Origin of the sequence: Paenibacillus sp. B2(2019) (genome assembly GCF_008370385.1) — a bacterium.
In the GTDB taxonomy this organism is placed as follows: Bacteria; Bacillota; Bacilli; order Paenibacillales; family Paenibacillaceae; genus Paenibacillus_AQ.
In genome coordinates, this window is the sequence record NZ_VTZR01000020.1 from 318,727 (window position 1) to 336,375 (window position 17,649).

Below are 17,649 nucleotides of genomic sequence, written 5' to 3' on the forward strand. Positions count from 1 at the left end.
TTCGACTTTAGGTATAGACTTATCATTTTTTACGGATTATAATAACAAACGAACACCAAAAGACGAACATTAAGGCGGAAATCATGACTGAATATATGCAAATATTCCTAGGTACTTCATTTTCAAGCAAATCACCAAAGGAAATTCAAATTTTAAAAGACCATCTCTACTGCATTAATACAGATGGAATGATAGAAAAGATCGTTTCACCAGAAGAACCCGACTATCAAACTTTACTAGCTACTTATCAAGGCCAAGACAACTTCCATCGATTAGCTGAAGGTCAGTATTTTTTGCCTGGCTTTATCGACTTGCATGTTCACGCCCCGCAGTGGGCTCAATCTGGAACTGCATTAGATATTCCACTTTATGATTGGTTAAATACGTACACCTTCCCACTGGAGTCTAAGTTTTCGGACTTGGATTTTGCTAAAAAGGTCTACGATGATGTGGTTGATACTTTACTCGCGAACGGAACTACTACAGCCCTTTATTTTGCAACGGTGCATAAAGAAGCCAGTTTACTATTAGCTCAAATATGTGCGGATAAAGGGCAACGCGGACTCGTTGGAAAAGTGGTCATGGACGACCCTCAAGGAAATCCAGAATACTATCGCGACACTGACACCGACAACGCACTTAAAGATACAGAAGAATTTATACTAGCGGTAAAAGAACTAGCCAAATCTACTAAGCAAGGCGTTTATCCAGTAGTGACACCTAGGTTCATTCCAAGCTGTACAAATGAGGCTTTGCAAGGTTTAGGAGACTTAGCCGCTAAATATGATACTCATATTCAATCGCACTGTAGTGAAAGTGATTGGGCACATGGTTATGTACAAGAACGATTCCAGAAGAACGATGCTTTTGCCTTGCATGATTTCGGTCTACTCCGTGATAAATCTGTAATGGCACATTGTAATTTTTTAGAAGAAGACGATGTAGAGTTATTTGCGGAGACAGGAACGGCTATTGCGCATTGTCCGATATCAAACGCTTATTTTGCCAATAGTGTCATCCCTATCGCTCATTTCCACTCCAAAGGTGTAGAGATTGGTTTAGGGTCTGATATTTCTGGAGGTTTTTCACCTAGTCTCTTCGATAACATAAGACAAGCTGTAATGTCTTCAAGAATGCTAGAGGATGGCGTTAATCCTTCCCTTCCTGCACAAGAGCGTGGATTACTAGGATCACGGATTAAGATTGATGAAGCTTTCTATCTTGCTACTGCTGGCGGTGGTAAAAGTTTAAGCTTACCTATCGGTCGGATACTAGAAGGCTATACATGGGATGTTCAAATTATTGATACGAAATTACCTTCGGCTAGATTGCCTATTTTTGATGGGAATGAAGATTTAGAGGACGTGTTTCAAAAGATGATGTATTTAGCTCGACCTGAGAATATCCGTGAAGTCTGGGTACAGGGTGAAAAGGTTCATTCACGTTAAGGATCGATAAAACTAGAAAATATAAGGTGGGCATCTGAGTGGAAACACAAGCAAACGTACAAGATCAAGCGCCATTGAAGTCACAACTATTAACCGTTCTACCCGATGAAAAAGTTTCCTTCGGTAAATCCATCATCCTAGGCTTTCAACATGTATTGGCAATGGACGTTTATGTAGTTCCTTTCCTGATTGCAATGTTAATCGGCTTACAACCGAATCAGTCAAGCGCGTTGATTCAATCTACCTTTATTGCTGCTGGACTTGCAACGATTGTGCAGACCTATTTCTGTATGAAGCTTCCTATCGCGCAAGGTCCATCTTATGTTCCGCTTGGTGCGATTGTCAGTATTTATGCCGCTAGTGGCGGCGGGGAGCTGGGTTGGAGTTCCGTGTTAGGTGCCAGCTTAATCGGTGCGGTTCTAGTTATTATTTTGGGCTATGTCGGGATCTTTAATAAAATCGTTAAGAACTTTATCCCACCCATTGTAGGTGGTACGATCATATTCATAGTTGGTCTTTCTTTATTACCTGTTGCTATAAGAGACAATATCTATGGAGCTTCAGGCGCTTCAATCAATCAGAACGTTTTGTTAGCCCTTATTTCAGCAGGTACACTCCTTTTATTCGTGATTCTCGGTTCTATGTTCCGTAATAAAGGATCGATCTTCCGAATTATTTCCGTCATGATGGCATTAGTAGTTGGATGTATCTCTGCTAACTTGATGGGTGTGTTAGATTTCTCAGCGATCAGCAAAGCGAACTGGTTTAGCATGCCGCGTATCGCTTTTGTAGATTTCGGATTCTCGTTCAACTTTTCGGCTATTATCACCATGGTTATTATTTATCTCGTACTGCTAGCTGAAACAACAGGTACCTGGTTTGCTGTCAGCAACGTAATCAATAAACCTTTAACAGACGAACATATTAATAAAGGGGTTATCGGTGAGGGGATTGGCTGTCTTATTGCTTCTGCACTCGGTTCAACACCTGTAACAGGCTATTCTACCAATGCGGGCATTATCTCCATCACAGGTGTTGCCTCCCGCCGGGTTTTCCTCGCTGTAGGAGGATGGTTTGTCCTCTTCGGTTGTTCTGGTAAATTAGCTGCTCTGATCTCTTCCATTCCATCCGCTGTAATCGGCGGCGTCTTCGCTATCGTCTGCGGGATCATTGCAATTAATGGTGTGCAGGTGATGAAGAACGTAACGATTGGCGAGAAAGAAATGTATATTATCGCAATACCGATGATTATCACGTTAGCTTTGGTACTCATTCCTGGCGACTACTTGCATTCCTTACCTTCATTCGTGCAATATTTATTGGGCTCACCTATCCTAGCGGCTTCATTAGCAGCGATCTTATTGAATAAATTATTGCCAAGTGGAAAATAGAACGTAAAATGCTAGATCTTAAAACGGGCATCAAATGATGTCCGTTTTTTACTTATTTCCTCAGCTTATTGGGTAATGGAATATGCCTAATTGACTCAATGGGATGATATAGTAACATCCATGGACCTGAAAAACGCATAACCCCTTTTATTCTTTGACGATACTCCGGTTTATAACAATGAATAGGGCATTTAGCACAAGCCGTTTTCACTTCCCCGAACTTACAATAAGCTAACCTCTTCAGAGCATAATCGTTTAAATCCTGACATTCGTTGCAAAGCCCCTTATGGTGATGTTTTTTCTTACAATATATACGAATCATTTTCGTGACAATATCTTGTTCTTTTTGAATTTTAGGACCTTCATTTAACTGTCGGTTCACCTTTATTGTCATTTATGAGCCCCCTTGTAACTTATACAATAAGATCTCATCTAATTATAGAGGAAAAGCAGTCCTTCTTTTTTTACATTTTTAAGGATTTTTATCATACTACACACCCAAGGCGTTATTTCGTTATACTCATAATTATTTTAGAAAGGCTGTAACGTTTATAGCTTTTTACGGATATATAAAGTGAGGAGGTGAACGGATGCAGGACAACGAGGAATTATACAGGGAATATTCAACCCAAGTATATAAATTCGTATTTAGCTTTTGTCATAATCACTTACTGGCAGAAGAAATCACCCAAGAAACCTTTTATAGAGCTATAAAGTCCATACACAAATACGATGGAACCTGCAAAGTATATGTATGGCTTTGTCAGATTGCTAAGCATGTGTGGTATCAGGAACTGGACAAGCAGAACAAAAGGAAGACTTGTGAATTAGAAGACCCTCCTTTTTCTAACGCAAATTCAACAGAAACTGAGTTCATTTTAGCTCAAGACAAAATGGAGTTATTTAAACAGCTTCATTTACTTGATCCAAATACCAAGGAAGTATTGTATCTGCGTTTGACCGGAGAATTCAGCTTTCGGGAAATTGGCGAAATTCTCGGAAGGGATGAAACCTGGGCAAGAGTTACCTTTTACCGTGGAAAACAAAAATTAATGAAAGGAAGATCTTCATGAAATGCGAGATCATTCAGGATTTATTGCCCTCCTATATCGAAAAGCTAACCTCTTTACATAGCAACGAAGAGATTGAAAAACATCTGCAAACCTGCGAAAGCTGCCTTCAGTCATATCATGAAATGACCGCAACAGCAAATCTAAACGTGCCTATTGTTGATAAAGAAGAGGTTAACAATCTTAATTATTTTAAAAAGGTGAAATCAAAAAACATAAAGGTAATCGTCCTTTCCATTTTATCGGTAATCATACTGGCTGCAGCTCTTATTGGACTTTTTGTGATTGGCTTCCCTGTGTCCTCTAAAGATTTGACCATCGATTATCAGAAGACAAAGACTCATTTGGAGGTTCATCTGACTTTGGAAAACGGCAAGGACTTGGTGTTCTCAGGAAAAACTAAATTTATCCGCGATGAAAATAATAATGTGATCGGTTCCGAAACTAGGTATACCCCTAGAGGCTTGATTCACAATCCCTTTGATGATGTAGGGAAAAAAGTAATGTTGGGGACGGAGATTCAAACCGATCTGGATTTTCCAAACAAATTTATCCTTGAGTTCAAAGATAAAACTATGACGTTCATTAATGGCGTTTTGGTGGAGTAGACATTGCCGTTAAACGAAAAAAGACACCTTTTAAGGTGTCTTTACTGATACTCCATGTGGAACTTAGTATCTGTTCATACCTCTATGATGAGCGAAGGACTTGTCTTCTCATCCACATCGTTGCAACCCACTTTTCGCCTTTGATCACTGGCGTACCTGCATGCAAGGTGGACTCGTTTAATTCATGATTATCGTAAAAATATTCGAAGTAGACCGCCATACCTTTGTTAGGACTCACTGTTAAATTAAGCATAGGGAAAGCTGTTTCTCCACCTTCCTCCACATCATTCAAATACATCACGAGCGTACTAATTCGATTATTGCTACTTGCTCGACTCGTTTGTGTGAAGAAATCATGATGGGGTAGATACTCTTGGCCAGGGATATACAGCAGAACTTGCAAGCCATCACCATGCTCGATAGGAATATTCATAATTTGAGAGAATCGTTTCTCGATTCTTGTAACCGTCTCATTCTCCTCACAGAACACACCACTGCTCGTTCTAATCGGATTGACCGCATGGTCTTCACCAATTCTTGAACGTTGCAATCGTTGCCTAGAATATTCAATTAACTCATTACACTCCTCATCGCTAAGCACATTTCCTAGCAAGACAACCAGCGGTTCCTCATACTTGGCAAGAATTCGAATCTCTCGATCTTCTGTCTTAATCGTATTTCCAGCATGATCAAATATCGTCCGTTCTTTGTCTGTCGCATTCCCTGTCGTATTCCCTATCATCCTTATGCAGCTCCCAAGTTATAACATCCATCGCAAAAAAACATACCATAAAATGGTTTTATTTGCTTGATTAACTTCAGAACATCCAAAGGCTTAGAAAATCAGCCCATTGTTTGCTTATATCGCATTTTTCGTTGATACGTAGATAGCATAACTCCTGCTAGAATGAACAAAGACCCTAATATTTCTACACCTGTGATCGGTTTATGCAGTAATATCAATCCCATGATCATAGCTACAAAAGGCTCTAAATTAGATAATACAGACGCTTTTGAAGCATCAACATGTCGAATATTGTTATTCCAAACCAGTGTAGCTACACCATGTACAACAACAGCTGTTCCGATCAGAAGAGCCCAATCCGTAATATTCGAGCTCATTCGTAAAGGTGTATCTAGCGAGAAGGCAAACGGGATCGATACAATAAAGCCCACCAGATTCGAATATAAAGTAATCGTGAGTGGATCTATTCTTTGTGAGAGTACCCTAGTCATAATAATCATAATGGCGAAGGTTATCATCGTTACAACAATCCACAGTAGTCCTTTATCAAAATGCAAAGAGGAGGATCCCCCTTTTACAACGACAAAATAAATGCCTATGATCGCTAGAATAGACCCCATCAACATACGGATCGTTAATCTTTCCTTTAAAAAAACTGCCGCTAATAAACCAGTTAAAATAGGAGTCATAGCTAAAATGATTGCAGATGTTGTTGGATCAGCTGTTTGCAGCCCTTTAAAAAAGGACCATTGATTAATAAACACACCAATAACACCTAGCAATAAAATTAGGAATACATCCGATTTACTCACCAGCTTAAAATTCTTTTTGTAAGCTGTTATTCCTACTAGACATAACACTATAAATAAAAATCTCAGTGAAGTTAATAGACCGGGGGAGAAGTCCTCAACTAAGATCTTTCCAAACACAAAATTACTGCCCCATACGACTACACAAAAAGTGAGCCAACCATAAGCTTTTAACATTTAAATCACCTTTCAATAATACCGACTCCACAATTTTCCCATTACAGCCTTACGCCAAAAAAAATAGACCCCACCCATCGTAAGATACGGGGTCTATTGTACTGTTGGTTAGTAAACATCGGTTCTTCTTTGTATCTATTATAACCTCCATGGGTTTTTCATGCGCTTAATTTATAGAAGGAATAATATCCATAAGGCGCTGAATGCGGCATATTAAACCTCCATTTTTTTCTTAATATTTATCGACCCGGGAGCACCCGTACCAAACTGATAACGGTAAATCACAACTACCGCAATAATCACTAGGGACATGACGAGAAAAATATTACTATACACATGGGCAGTAGCATTAGTATTCAAAGGATTGAACTGCACAACAGCAGTACCCTTGTCGAGCATTTTCCCGACTACACTCATGGCCATCGCGCCAGAGATAAAATTGATCATGGAGAGTAGTCCCATACCCACTCCTGTTTCCTCTTTTGGCAGCGTCCGCGAAATCGTATTGGACATCGAGATTTGCATGAAAGTCTGGCCCACGTTCCCTAATATTAAAATGATGGCAATGAAATATGCCGATAATCCAATAAAAGTAGAGAGTAGGGAGAAAGCAAGAAATAACAATACCGAAGCGACGAACACAAGTACGAAATTACCACGATCATCAGCCAACCTGCCTCCCTTGCGTCCCATGATAGCCGAAGCAATAGCAGCTGGTACTAACACGAACCCAATGGTCGAAGGGGACAAACCATTCACTGTCGCTAGAAATTGTGGTGTCATGAATGTCATGCTAAAGCTCATAGCTGTCGTCGTAAAAGCAAGCAACAACCCAATCGAATAGGTTTTGTTACGGAACAAAACGGGTTTAATAAAGGGTTCCTCAGCTTTCCGAATCCGAATGATAAATAAGGCTAGCAAGACAAGGCCCCCGAGGAACAACCACAGTTGCATCTGTGTGATGGCAAGCAAGAAGATTGCGACTGCTGCAGCTAGTAACCCGCCACCAAGGACATCAATACTTCCTGCCTTCCCTCTCGCATTATCTAAATACTTTCGGAAGAAAGGAAGCGTCAGTAGCGGAAGCAAAGAAAGGACGAACATGAGTCTCCAGCTTCCAAAACTGGTGATGAGGCCTGCAGCGACCGGTCCCAAAGCATTACCAAGCGCTAACCCAACCGCAGAAGTTCCAAGCGCTCTCCCCCTCTTCTCGGGAGCAAAATAACGGATTGGAATGATCATTGCTGTTGCAGGAAGGACGGAAGCACCGGCAGCTTGAATTACACGGCCCAGAATAATAATCCAAAACTCACTAGCAAGCAGACCTATTAATGAACCGAGAGCGAATATAAGCAGTCCATACGTTAACAAATCCTTCAACCGATATTTATCCGCCAATTTCCCCATGACGATGGAACCTACCGCGTAAACCACCATATAACTGGTCATAATCCAACTAACCTGCGAAGGAACGAGATTAAACTCTTTGCCGATCTCAGGAAGAGCTACATTGAACATCGTACCGTTCATAACCGAGAATATTAGGGTAACTACAAGTATTTTCAGCAGCTTATCTGCATTTTGTGATGATGTATCCGCCATAATCTAAACCTCTTTTCTGATTAAATTCATAATGAACTATAAGTAAAAAGATAAATAATGAGTATCCTCAGTATTATATATTACTGAGGATACTCATTATTTTCTCACCTGTCAAGTTATATCCTTTACATGGAACTATAGCTGGATACGCCTTATAAGAGTATAATATAAAGAGTATACTCATTAAGAGTGCACACATATTCATCGTTGCCATGAAATTGAGAATGAAAAATTGACAATAAAGTCAAGGAGGCACTACATCCGTGAACACAGATCATCCCAAGGCGATAGACGTCATTCACATATTAATGAGATCAACCAACTACATTAAAACAGAATTTCAATCCCAGTTATTAGCGCTTAATACGCCTTATCATCTCTCCGGTCCCAGGTTACGCCTGCTTTCAGTCGTTGCCGAAACAGGCAATATCCGTATGAATGAGTTAGCTGTTAAGTTAGGGATCAAAGCACGCACCGTTACCGATTTTGTTGATGCACTTGAGCATGATAAGCTCCTCGTTCGAATTCCTGACCCAACCGACCGACGAGCTACACTGATCCAGCTTACGGAGCTTGCACAATCCACGATTGAGGAAGTTCTTACTTTCCAGGATACAGTCGCTGACAACATGCTCGAGAATCTTTCAATGGAGCAAAGAAAGCAATTCTATGACCTTCTATTGCAACTAACCAAAAACAAAGCAATCTCCGATTTATGTGAAGAAGCTAAGTGAGTCGCAGCCACATCGAGGAACAGGAACTCACGGCACCCAGCTCACCTCCCCCGGAACTCATCCCTCAGCAATCTGCGGTCTCGCCCTTTGCTGTAGACCCCGGAGCCATTGCTGGTTGTTTGTTTCGGAATACGTACGTTTAGCTCGTGAATAGAAATCAATTCTGGTTTTTCCCGGTTTTCGTAGGACGCACCTCGGTTGTGGGGTTTCAGCGGAAGATTTTGGGTCTACACTGGAATCCTTCACATGCTTCTAAATAAACACGTAAAAAAGCTCCGTTCCTCTAGGAATGGAGCTTTTGGATCTACGTCAGAGTTAATTATCATTTAACCCTTAATGCTTGGCCACAGCGTGCACAGTAGCGGGTACCCTGAGGAGACAATGACCCGCAGCCTTCACAGTAAAGCTCCTGCGTCATAGGCTTCACTTGATCGTCATGCCTTATCGCCTCATGCGTGGTTGGATTCAACATATTCAATGCATGGAACTCCTCTTTTCTTCCCCTACGAATAAGTGAAAATAATAAATAGATTCCTATAAACCCGACTACAGCCATAGCTCCCGCCTTCATCAGACCCGATTCAAAGTGATAATTCCATAGTGAATGCATCACGACTGCTGCCAAAAACATCTCCATTGCACGTAGCCCTCTCGTCCACGGCTTACCGTCCCCCAAATTCGAGTGCTTATGCATGCTGCTTGCATACCAGATACCCACAGTTGCGATCGCAGTCCATGTTCCATGACCGAATGGCGATAATAATGCTCTCATCCATAGGACGGCGAGCATCCCAAGTGAAGAGGCTTCATCTATATGCACCCATCCATAAATAATGCTTTCCACTGCAGCGAATCCCATTCCTGCTGCGGCACCAAACACCACTGCATCCATCAAAAAATGGATTTTTCGCGTTCGAACGAGCATCACACAGACTAATAATTTTGCAGTTTCTTCTATTAGAGCTACAGACAAAGGTACGTAAAACTGCGAAAAGTCAAAGGAACTTGCTTTTGCTTCAAAAAGCCAAATCCGCTCTAAATACCAAGCCAGAGGGATAGCAACAATTGCGGTAGACACAAAAACTAAACCAAGCCTCCTCTGACGAAAGCCTATTAACTGCTGATTTCTCACAAAAGCTACGAATGCTAGGGGACCCACCACACCTCCAACAATTAAGGCGGCGATCTTCCACCATTGGCTATGAAGGAACAGTGCCAAGAAGGATAAGACAAGGAATCCACCGACCAGCCATAGCAACTGGTTAATCCAATTGTCTTTGGCTTTAGGTAGCGATTCATTATCCTCGATAATAGACTCCTCGCCGAAAGCAATTGTAACTCTCTCCATCAGATGGGGGGTTCGCATATTTAGAAACTCAATGAGTTGTTGACGAACCGGAGCGTAATAATCGAGTATAGTTAAGAATTCTAACTTGCCCATGATTAGCAATTCACTATCTTCTATCGCGATCAACGTGTGTGAGGAAGCCGTGTCTGTTAGTAACTCTGTCTCTCCATAAAAATCCCCTTCACGAAGAACAGTCTTGCGCCGCTTTTGACCGTGAAGTTCGATACTCCCGCTACTAATCATGAGAAATTGATCCATTACCGCACCTTCTACGATAATCTCTTCGCCCTTCGTTACTTTCTTGATCGTTGTAATCTCTGCAAGACCCCGAAGTTCAGCATCAGGGATGACCGACCAAATTGTCGCTTTGCGAAGCATACTATGGATCATTCGGATCCGTGTATTCACAAGTACACTCTCATAAAATAGCGGACTCAGCTTCGCCAAATATTCGAACGAGGAACGGTCTAGACGCAAAGCTTGTACTGGCCCGATTGCCGTAACACTAGCTGATCTTTGTACGTTCCGAATAAGACCGATCTCTCCTACTAACTCTCCCGGTCCAAGTTCAGCTAAGAGCAGCGCCTTTCCAACTAAGTTCACCGAGGTGACTTGCACTTTCCCTTGCCATATAATGAAACAGTCCTTAGAGGTGGACTCTTCCATAAGAAGTCGTTGTCCATCCTCTAAAGACATAAGTTTTATAGCGTTAATTACATTTCGTAGCTCATCATCAGGAATACCTCGTAATAACGGATGATCACGTAGAAAATCGACTGCAGCACTTGGTATCATAGGTTTAACTCATCACCGCATATTTCCAATAACACTACTTCTGGAATCTTGCATTTTTTTAATAAAATTTGTCATTGTATCAAAAGCTTCGTTACGTTTATTCGTTAGACTTTGCAGGCGCAGCATGTCCATTTGCTGACTATTACTTGCACTATCAATCTGTGATTTGATTTGTCCCAACAGATTCTCAAGTTGCCCTTTTGTTTGCGGTATAGCCATACTCATAGCAGTAAACATGGCCCCCTTGTCATCTGCCAGCTTTACAGCAGTGTTGGCCTCGGCACCTGAAGGAAGCTTCGCTAGCTCTTCATTGATCACTCCTAGCAATTGATTCAGTTTTGAGATTGTTTCATTCTTGGCTTGTACGGATGCGATTTGATCTTTCAACTGATCCTCTAACATACTTGCACGACTCGACTGTACAGCCATCATTGCTGCTTCAAGATCCATGCCCTGAATGTTAACCTGTGTCATACCACTCATATCAACGCTACCTACCGAATTTTGCGTGGCATTTCCATTCAGGGCATCCTTAACAGAGTTATACACCGAATTGTTATACAACAAAGCCCCTCCTACAATGATCCCCAGTACAAAAGTACCTGACATAGATAAAACTAATTTTTTCACGCTCATTTCATTTCCTCTTTTCATTTATGGATGATCATTGCGTCATTACGATTAACAAATCCAAATATGCGCTTTCTTTGTTAATATTGTTATATCATTTTGGGTAATTAATGGTCTGTAACCCCAATTACAATTTCCAAATACTCGAACTCAAATTACATCAAGTATATTTCTAAGTCTATCTATGTTGCACACGAGTATTTTCCTCTGATCAATACGTATTAACTGCTCATCCTGTAATCCAAGCAATGATTTTGTCACGGTCTCGCGCGCCGTTCCTGTCATATCTGCCAGGTGTTGATGCGTCAGCTTCAAATCGATTAGAACACCCTCATCAGAGGGCACTCCATGCTGTTCTGTTAGACGCAACAACACGCGAGCAATGCGCGTACGCACGTCAATAACGGTCAAGTCTGTTATTAATTTATTGGCATCACGTAGACGATCTAACGCTGTTTCCAAAATGCCGATTAGTATTTCCGGATTACTTTTTAATAAGGGTATGAAATCGCGTTTTTTCAGAATACATAAGGTGGATTTCTCAATGGTTCTTGCAGACGCAGAACGTGCTCTTTCATTTTGCAATAAAGCCATCTCTCCAAAGAAATCACCTTCTCTAAAAATAGAAAGGATTACATCCCTAGAGTGGTTATCTTGATAGATTTGAACAACTCCAGATATAACCAGATAGAGTTCCTCTCCCTCTTCACCTTCAAAAAAGATGGACTCTCCCTTTATATAAGTACGCTCGCTACATAACTTGGCAATTTCGGCTAAATATTCATCATCAAGATGTTCGAAGAACGGGAAGTCTCGTAACAGTTGTGGGTTCATCTTCAAGAGCAGCCTCCAGTGCATCATTTTATAATTTCTATTAGGCTTCAACTCTAGCAAAAGTTAAATCTTTAGGACCATCCTTTATTGTAATACTTTTAATTTAAGATAAATAGTGACTGTAGTCATCAAATTATCATGTGACATTTTTACATTTTCTGGAGATTTAAATAAAAAAGAATCAAACGCATGGATCATCGAAAGGATGCTCATGGCTTGATTCTTATTTTCTACTTAAAAGCTCTTCGTAAGGCCTCAATTCTTCTTGTTACACTCTCCTGCACAATTTCGCTTTTTTCCGCTATATCATACCCATGAATGGTCCCCTTGGTATAATACACTTCAACCTCAACCCCATTTTTTTGTAAAGCTTCAGCGTAATGAATACCTTCGTCCCGCAAACAATCAAACTCTGTAATTTCAACATAGGCATTAGGCAAACCTTTTAATGAAGTTGCTTCCATAGGAGACGCATATTCTCTCTTGCCAGCTGCTACTCCATTCTTGAGATACAACTCCCACATTTTCTTATTAAGTTTGGAGTTCCACAGCGGCGTGTCTGTAAACTCTTTAATGGATTCCGTTGTCTGTCTTGCATCTGTTACTGGATAAAGTAGCATTTGAAAACAAATAGGAGGGGCCTCCCTGTCACGAGCCATTAGAGTCACTGCAGCAGCAAGCGCGCCACCTGCACTATCCCCACCTATAGCTATTCTACTCTTATCAATGTCTAAGGCGTCCGCATGATTGCAGACCCATTCAAAAGCTGCATAGCAATCCTCGACACCAAATGGAAAAGCGTACTTCGGGGCTAATCTATAATCTACAAATATTACTTTGCATGGTGCCTTTAAAGCATACTCACAGGCCCAATGGATATGGGAAGGTGCTGCTTTTAGGACAAATGCTCCTCCATGGATGTAAATAAGGCAGGGGGCATTCTTCGGGATACCATCAGGTTCAATTATCGTTAGCTCGACTGTTCCGTCTTTATAGCCTGCAATAACTTCTTTCGTTACATTCACACCTTCAGGTGAGTTGAATTTATTCACACTTCTCGCAATGAGTTTATTCAAAATTGGTAATAACAAAGGATTTAATGGGAGTGTCGTCTTCGCGTAGGGTTCAAAGTCGCTATGGATATTGTATTTATCCATTGGATTCCTCCTCTATTAAGTTATTTACTTAATTACATATTAGCAAATCGTACTAAACTGTCTAGTAATCGTAAGATCAGCGTTAGCGCATCCGACCACGGCTGCGTCGGCATGATTCAAGTAATAAGATCACAAGAAAAGCGACCTTTAAAGGTCGCTTTTCTAATACTCCTTATGAAGCTAAGGCACGTCGAACCGCTGCTTGAAAAGTTTATGGAAGCACGGTGTAGAAATAAACTATCTATTCCAACTTCAAATAATACAGATTCGCCGTACTATCCTTCGTAATGGTATGTGCGCCCGCCGTAAGGGAGACAGTGGCAATGCCATTCGTTATAGGATAACTTGTTCCATCCACTTTTATTTTAGTTCCTTCTGTATTGAACACTAGGGTTAGGGTTGAAGCTTTAGCAGCTGTGAACTGAATACTGGTTGCACTCTCGATTTTTAGACATTGGGTTAGGGTTAAACCCTGATATGTCACATTTCCCTTACTTGTTGAGAGATTTCCTTGGATATTGAAGAAGCTGCTCGTTGTTCCATCAGTGGTAAAGTTATGAACGGTTGCTCCCGCTGTCGGCACTGGCGTTGCCGTCGGTGTCGTTGTCGGTACAGGTGTTGCTGTTGGTGCTATTGTTGGAGATGGAGTCGCTGTTGGCGTTGGTGTCGGACTTGTTGGGTTTGAATTGCCCCCTACAGAGACAAGCCCCGTTGTGTAGCTTCTGATTGCAGACATCAGTGCAGTATTCAGCGCATACGATGCGTCATCCACGGAATCATTAAATGCCCATGTGAAGTCTCCGCCATTCAGGCGTCCGGCTTTTGCGGTAACAACCTGTTCTACATTGCTTACGTTGTCAATATTCGATACGTTCACTCCAGTTTGGACGCTCGTATCGAAGTTATTATAAGCTGTTCCGCCTTTTAATGCTTTGTATGAGCTTGGGACGGTTTCATTTCTCGACGAGGCTAAATAGGCATCAAATGAGGTTGCATTAGCAGGAGCTGTCCCTGTATTGGAGTTAGCGTAGATAAGACTTGAAGCATCAACAATTAGATTGTTATAAGCTTTAATCATACCTCCATTTTCACCCGAGAACGTCCCCTCACCTAAAGCATCTGTACCCTGTAAGGAACTAAGCATTGGGTCTTTAGTATTTCTAAAAACATTGGATTCCACAAAGGCCGAAGCTCCGGTTGTAACGCCGACACCATATTTCGAGACTCCATCATAAAAGTTATTATAGACGTGAACAGAGGCCACCCTGATCCGCGGATGACGGGAGTCCGAATGATCGAACCAGTTATGGTGGAAGGTGACAAAGAATTCTGCAGACTCACTAAGTCCGACTAGAGCAGCCTTTCCGGAATCAAAGTAGTGGTTGTACGAGATGGTAATGTACGTTGATCCTTTTTTGAGGTCCGTAGATCCGTCACCTTTGGCTTGGTCCGCGTCGCCCCCTGCGGATCCATAGAAAATATCATTATTATGCACCCATACATTCGCATTGCCTGTGTCCATTGAAATGCCATCGTCAGGAAATAACATCACACCCAGATTTCTTACTTCCAAATTACCAACATATCTAAGCAGCAATCCCCAGCCGTATGCATAAGCATCTTTTCCGATACCTTCGATTGTAATATTCATTTCCGAATAATTATTTTTACCTTTGACTTCAAGATATCCACTGCTGTTAAGCTGTCCACTCAGGTCAGCGGCTGTAACTTTACCGATAATTCGGATGGCAAGTGGGGTTGTATCATAACCCTTTTGTCTCAGAGCCAAGATGCTACCAAGACCAACGCCTGTTTGTACAGCGCCCGAGCTGTTGATTTTCACATCAAGTGTTACGGTATTCGCATTCTGAGATGTTATATACAGCACTTGAGCACCATTCTTGAGGCTTCCATTCTCATTATAAGCGCCAGAACCCGTACCAAATGGCGAGCTTGCCGAAAAAGCAAACCCAGATCGATCATATGACGTTACGGATAACGTATTTGATACCGCACTTGCCGTTCCTCCCCCTGACAGGGTAGCTTCAACCTTCATTACATAACTTCCAGCTGCAAGCCCTACAGCATCCGCTCTCCAATAGGAAGAATATTTGCGGATCAATTCATTATCAACCTGTTGGTACCCTGAATCTGATGCGCTTGCCTGTTTAACATATACATTATATCCTGTCGCATTACTTACAGGTGACCATTCCACATATGCCGCTTCATTCCAGCCTCCACTGCCTGTTATCGAAAGACCAGCAGCATGCACTACTGTATTTGTCCATCCACCTGCTATCAAAGAAAGTGCAAGAGAAAACAACACACCAATACTGATTACCTTGGCAATACTTTTTTTCATTTTATTCCCTCCTGATTCTGATTTGTTGCAGATAGAATTGTAACCGCTTGCAAGAAGATATAAAGTTTCCTTTTCACCTCCTGAAAATATTACATTTTATGGGACTAAAACATCCTCAACATATCAGAACAGAAATCAGTTCCGATACAATCATTTGCTCATATTTTTCACATCTAACAGTATTCTGAGTTAATGATTATAGGACAGAGCATTGATACACCCGTACTTTCAGCAATGTATCCTGGACTCTTGTGAAAATACAACATGAATAGCCACACAGTAGCCAGCACATAATAAAATTCACAACCATTAGATAATCAAGGGAGGAGCTTTCAATTGAGTGCAAATCAACCAGATAAGAATCTAATCAACACAGTAAAAGAACTGGAAGCCACGCCCGTAAACAGCCTGGAAGCCCAACAGCAGCAGCAAGCCCGTAATGATCGCCGCAAACAAGCTCTGCATGACAGCGACGGCAAATTCTCAGAAAATGAATCTGGGAACTTCCATTAGAGTCTTCAGCTATGTCCGAACCCCAATAAATCGCACGTTTTATGATCCTTTCCAAAATGAAAAAAACGTAAAAAAGGCGACCACGATGGTCGCTTTTTTACTGATATTAAGAAATGCCTTCTCCTGCAAATCATTTTTATCTTCAGTATCCTGATGAATACTCTTTGCTTTCTTTTATGCGAGCGATATCATGGCCCGTCGGGTTTTGGAAGACACGAAGCCCAAATATCGGTACAACTGCAAAAATGTGATCAAAGATATCAGCTTGAACCGATTCATACACCACCCAGTTAGTATCATTGCTAAACGCGTAGATTTCTAAGGGCAGTCCATTATCCTCTGGCGCTAGCTGTCTGACGATCAGCGTCATATCCTTATGAATTTTAGGATGATTCCTCAGATATTCATGGATATATTCTCTGAATACACCAACATTCGTGAGATGTCTTCCATTTACTTTACTCTCCGTATTGATTTGATGTTCGATATTATAAATGCTAATTTCATTTAATCTTGCCCTTATAAAATCGGAAAGGTAGTGAATCTTCTGGAATTCCTCCATCATTTCTTTTGTACAAAAGCATATGCTGCTTGTATCGATATGAATGCTTCGTTTAATCCTTCTGCCGCCAGATACTTGCATGCCCCTCCAGTTTTTGAACGAGTCTGAAATAAGTGCGTAGCTAGGAATCATGGTGATTGTTTTATCGAAATTCATAACCTTTACCGTATTCAATGTAATGTCAATTACATCACCATCCGCATTATATTTAGGCATTTCGATCCAGTCACCTACACGCACCATATCATTAGATGATAATTGAACACCTGCCACCAAGCCCAATATAGAATCTTTGAAAATCAGCATAAAAACAGCTGATAATGCACCTAACCCACTAAGTATAATCAGTGGATTCTGACCAATGAGGTTAGAGATCACCACAATAACACCAATGATAAATAGAATAATCTTTGCAACCTGAATGTACCCCTTGATCGGTCTAATCTTGGAGACCTCAAACGAGCGATAAATAGCATCGATAGCATTAAGTAGTGCATTAAACACCGTGATAGTTACGATAATCATATAAGTTAAGGCGGATTTTTCAATAAAAGCCTGATATAGCGGAAAGATAGACGCAGAATAATAGATGATGAAGGCTGGCGCAAGATGCGACAGCTTGTGAAACACTTTTTTCTCCAAAACGATATTATCCCATGCATACCGATCCTTACTAATGAAATGAATAATTATCTTCAGCACGATTTTTTTAGCTATTAAATTGGCCAGTACAGAGAGTAGTGCTATAAATAAGACCATGATTATATTCGAAAGATAACCTGTCATTTGTTCACTTACACCGTATCCTGCTAGTTGATCTTTTATAAAATTCATCATTTCCTCCTGCTGCGTGCTACTTAA

At 41.1% G+C, this 17,649-nt stretch carries 16 protein-coding genes and 1 pseudogene; 7 read left to right on the forward strand and 10 right to left on the reverse strand.

Going from position 1 to position 17,649, the window contains the following annotated elements:
• Window positions 1–83: 83 nt before the first annotated feature.
• Window positions 84–1,448: a guanine deaminase gene (guaD, locus tag PAENI_RS19070; protein ID WP_149646345.1), complete on the forward strand. Its 1,365-nt coding sequence runs from the start codon at window positions 84–86 to the stop codon at window positions 1,446–1,448.
• Between the two features lie 38 nt (window positions 1,449–1,486).
• Window positions 1,487–2,839 carry a uracil-xanthine permease family protein gene (locus PAENI_RS19075; protein WP_042184073.1) on the forward strand — a complete coding sequence of 451 codons (1,353 nt, stop codon included), beginning with the start codon at window positions 1,487–1,489 and terminating at the stop codon, window positions 2,837–2,839.
• A gap of 52 nt (window positions 2,840–2,891) precedes the next feature.
• Here the strand turns inward: PAENI_RS19075 and PAENI_RS19080 are convergent, their stop codons facing one another.
• Complete coding sequence (locus PAENI_RS19080; RefSeq protein WP_076299956.1) at window positions 2,892–3,233, reverse strand: nitrous oxide-stimulated promoter family protein; 342 nt, start codon at window positions 3,231–3,233, stop codon at window positions 2,892–2,894.
• Window positions 3,234–3,429: 196 nt separating this feature from the next.
• Here PAENI_RS19080 and PAENI_RS19085 point away from each other — a divergent pair, with 196 nt between their 5' ends.
• Both PAENI_RS19085 and PAENI_RS19090 read left to right on the forward strand, forming a co-directional pair.
• A complete protein-coding gene (locus tag PAENI_RS19085) occupies window positions 3,430–3,912 on the forward strand; it encodes an RNA polymerase sigma factor (protein ID WP_042184069.1) in 483 nt (160 codons plus the stop codon).
• A complete protein-coding gene (locus tag PAENI_RS19090) occupies window positions 3,909–4,517 on the forward strand; it encodes a zf-HC2 domain-containing protein (RefSeq protein ID WP_149646346.1) in 609 nt (202 codons plus the stop codon). The genes PAENI_RS19085 and PAENI_RS19090 overlap by 4 nt, the downstream gene beginning before the upstream one ends.
• An 82-nt stretch (window positions 4,518–4,599) precedes the next feature.
• Here PAENI_RS19090 and PAENI_RS19095 read toward each other — a convergent pair whose 3' ends face one another.
• The 3 genes from PAENI_RS19095 to PAENI_RS19105 all read right to left on the reverse strand — a co-directional run bounded on the left by PAENI_RS19095 (window position 4,600) and on the right by PAENI_RS19105 (window position 7,850).
• The gene (locus PAENI_RS19095; protein WP_371915751.1) at window positions 4,600–5,256 is read right to left on the reverse strand and encodes a 2OG-Fe(II) oxygenase; all 657 of its coding nucleotides are present in this window, start codon (window positions 5,254–5,256) and stop codon (window positions 4,600–4,602) included.
• 104 nt (window positions 5,257–5,360) lie between these two features.
• A complete protein-coding gene (locus PAENI_RS19100) occupies window positions 5,361–6,248 on the reverse strand; it encodes a DMT family transporter (protein ID WP_149646347.1) in 888 nt (295 codons plus the stop codon).
• Window positions 6,249–6,461: 213 nt separating this feature from the next.
• The gene (locus tag PAENI_RS19105; protein WP_149646348.1) at window positions 6,462–7,850 is read right to left on the reverse strand and encodes an MFS transporter; all 1,389 of its coding nucleotides are present in this window, start codon (window positions 7,848–7,850) and stop codon (window positions 6,462–6,464) included.
• 308 nt (window positions 7,851–8,158) lie between these two features.
• Here PAENI_RS19105 and PAENI_RS19110 point away from each other — a divergent pair, with 308 nt between their 5' ends.
• Together PAENI_RS19110 and PAENI_RS19115 are read left to right on the forward strand one after the other, a co-directional pair.
• Window positions 8,159–8,584 (forward strand): MarR family winged helix-turn-helix transcriptional regulator, encoded by a 426-nt coding sequence (locus PAENI_RS19110; RefSeq protein ID WP_410477477.1) that lies wholly within the window; start codon window positions 8,159–8,161, stop codon window positions 8,582–8,584.
• A gap of 17 nt (window positions 8,585–8,601) precedes the next feature.
• Window positions 8,602–8,914: pseudogene (locus tag PAENI_RS19115) on the forward strand (hypothetical protein); the annotation flags it as partial.
• Here the strand turns inward: PAENI_RS19115 and PAENI_RS19120 are convergent.
• The 5 genes from PAENI_RS19120 to PAENI_RS19140 form a co-directional block, all read right to left on the reverse strand.
• Window positions 8,907–10,727, reverse strand: a complete 1,821-nt coding sequence (locus tag PAENI_RS19120; protein WP_149646350.1) for a cyclic nucleotide-binding domain-containing protein — start codon at window positions 10,725–10,727, stop codon at window positions 8,907–8,909. The pseudogene PAENI_RS19115 and the gene PAENI_RS19120 sit on opposite strands and share 8 nt — an antisense overlap.
• 12 nt (window positions 10,728–10,739) lie before the next feature.
• Window positions 10,740–11,363, reverse strand: a complete 624-nt coding sequence (locus PAENI_RS19125; RefSeq protein WP_262495651.1) for a DUF5312 domain-containing protein — start codon at window positions 11,361–11,363, stop codon at window positions 10,740–10,742.
• Window positions 11,364–11,507: 144 nt separating this feature from the next.
• Window positions 11,508–12,191 carry a Crp/Fnr family transcriptional regulator gene (locus tag PAENI_RS19130; RefSeq protein ID WP_042184055.1) on the reverse strand — a complete coding sequence of 228 codons (684 nt, stop codon included), beginning with the start codon at window positions 12,189–12,191 and terminating at the stop codon, window positions 11,508–11,510.
• A 230-nt stretch (window positions 12,192–12,421) separates the two neighbouring features.
• Window positions 12,422–13,348: an alpha/beta hydrolase gene (locus tag PAENI_RS19135; RefSeq protein ID WP_149646352.1), complete on the reverse strand. Its 927-nt coding sequence runs from the start codon at window positions 13,346–13,348 to the stop codon at window positions 12,422–12,424.
• A 241-nt stretch (window positions 13,349–13,589) separates the two neighbouring features.
• Window positions 13,590–15,713 (reverse strand): pectate lyase family protein, encoded by a 2,124-nt coding sequence (locus PAENI_RS19140; protein WP_149646353.1) that lies wholly within the window; start codon window positions 15,711–15,713, stop codon window positions 13,590–13,592.
• Window positions 15,714–16,049: 336 nt separating this feature from the next.
• On the opposite strand from PAENI_RS19140, the gene PAENI_RS31900 reads away from it, so the two are divergent.
• On the forward strand, window positions 16,050–16,226 hold the full coding sequence (locus PAENI_RS31900; protein WP_179085866.1) for a hypothetical protein: 177 nt from the start codon (window positions 16,050–16,052) through the stop codon (window positions 16,224–16,226).
• Window positions 16,227–16,368: 142 nt separating this feature from the next.
• On the opposite strand, the gene PAENI_RS19145 is transcribed toward PAENI_RS31900, so the two are convergent.
• Entirely contained in the window at window positions 16,369–17,622 is a 1,254-nt protein-coding gene (locus PAENI_RS19145; RefSeq protein ID WP_149646383.1) for a mechanosensitive ion channel family protein, read from the reverse strand.
• Between the last annotated feature and the right edge of the window lie 27 nt (window positions 17,623–17,649).

Bases quoted from the DNA above. Each gene is read 5' to 3' on its own strand.
- PAENI_RS19100 (WP_149646347.1), bottom strand. From the start codon at position 6,248: ATGTTAAAAGCTTATGGTTGGCTCACTTTTTGTGTAGTCGTATGGGGC.
- PAENI_RS19135 (WP_149646352.1), bottom strand. From the start codon at position 13,348: ATGGATAAATACAATATCCATAGCGACTTTGAACCCTACGCGAAGACG.
- PAENI_RS19080 (WP_076299956.1), bottom strand. From the start codon at position 3,233: ATGACAATAAAGGTGAACCGACAGTTAAATGAAGGTCCTAAAATTCAA.
- PAENI_RS19140 (WP_149646353.1), bottom strand. From the start codon at position 15,713: ATGAAAAAAAGTATTGCCAAGGTAATCAGTATTGGTGTGTTGTTTTCT.
- PAENI_RS19105 (WP_149646348.1), bottom strand. From the start codon at position 7,850: ATGGCGGATACATCATCACAAAATGCAGATAAGCTGCTGAAAATACTT.
- PAENI_RS19120 (WP_149646350.1), bottom strand. From the start codon at position 10,727: ATGATACCAAGTGCTGCAGTCGATTTTCTACGTGATCATCCGTTATTA.
- PAENI_RS19130 (WP_042184055.1), bottom strand. From the start codon at position 12,191: ATGAACCCACAACTGTTACGAGACTTCCCGTTCTTCGAACATCTTGAT.
- PAENI_RS19125 (WP_262495651.1), bottom strand. From the start codon at position 11,363: ATGAGCGTGAAAAAATTAGTTTTATCTATGTCAGGTACTTTTGTACTG.
- PAENI_RS19145 (WP_149646383.1), bottom strand. From the start codon at position 17,622: ATGAATTTTATAAAAGATCAACTAGCAGGATACGGTGTAAGTGAACAA.
- PAENI_RS19085 (WP_042184069.1), top strand. From the start codon at position 3,430: ATGCAGGACAACGAGGAATTATACAGGGAATATTCAACCCAAGTATAT.
- PAENI_RS19090 (WP_149646346.1), top strand. From the start codon at position 3,909: ATGAAATGCGAGATCATTCAGGATTTATTGCCCTCCTATATCGAAAAG.
- PAENI_RS19110 (WP_410477477.1), top strand. From the start codon at position 8,159: ATGAGATCAACCAACTACATTAAAACAGAATTTCAATCCCAGTTATTA.
- guaD (WP_149646345.1), top strand. From the start codon at position 84: ATGACTGAATATATGCAAATATTCCTAGGTACTTCATTTTCAAGCAAA.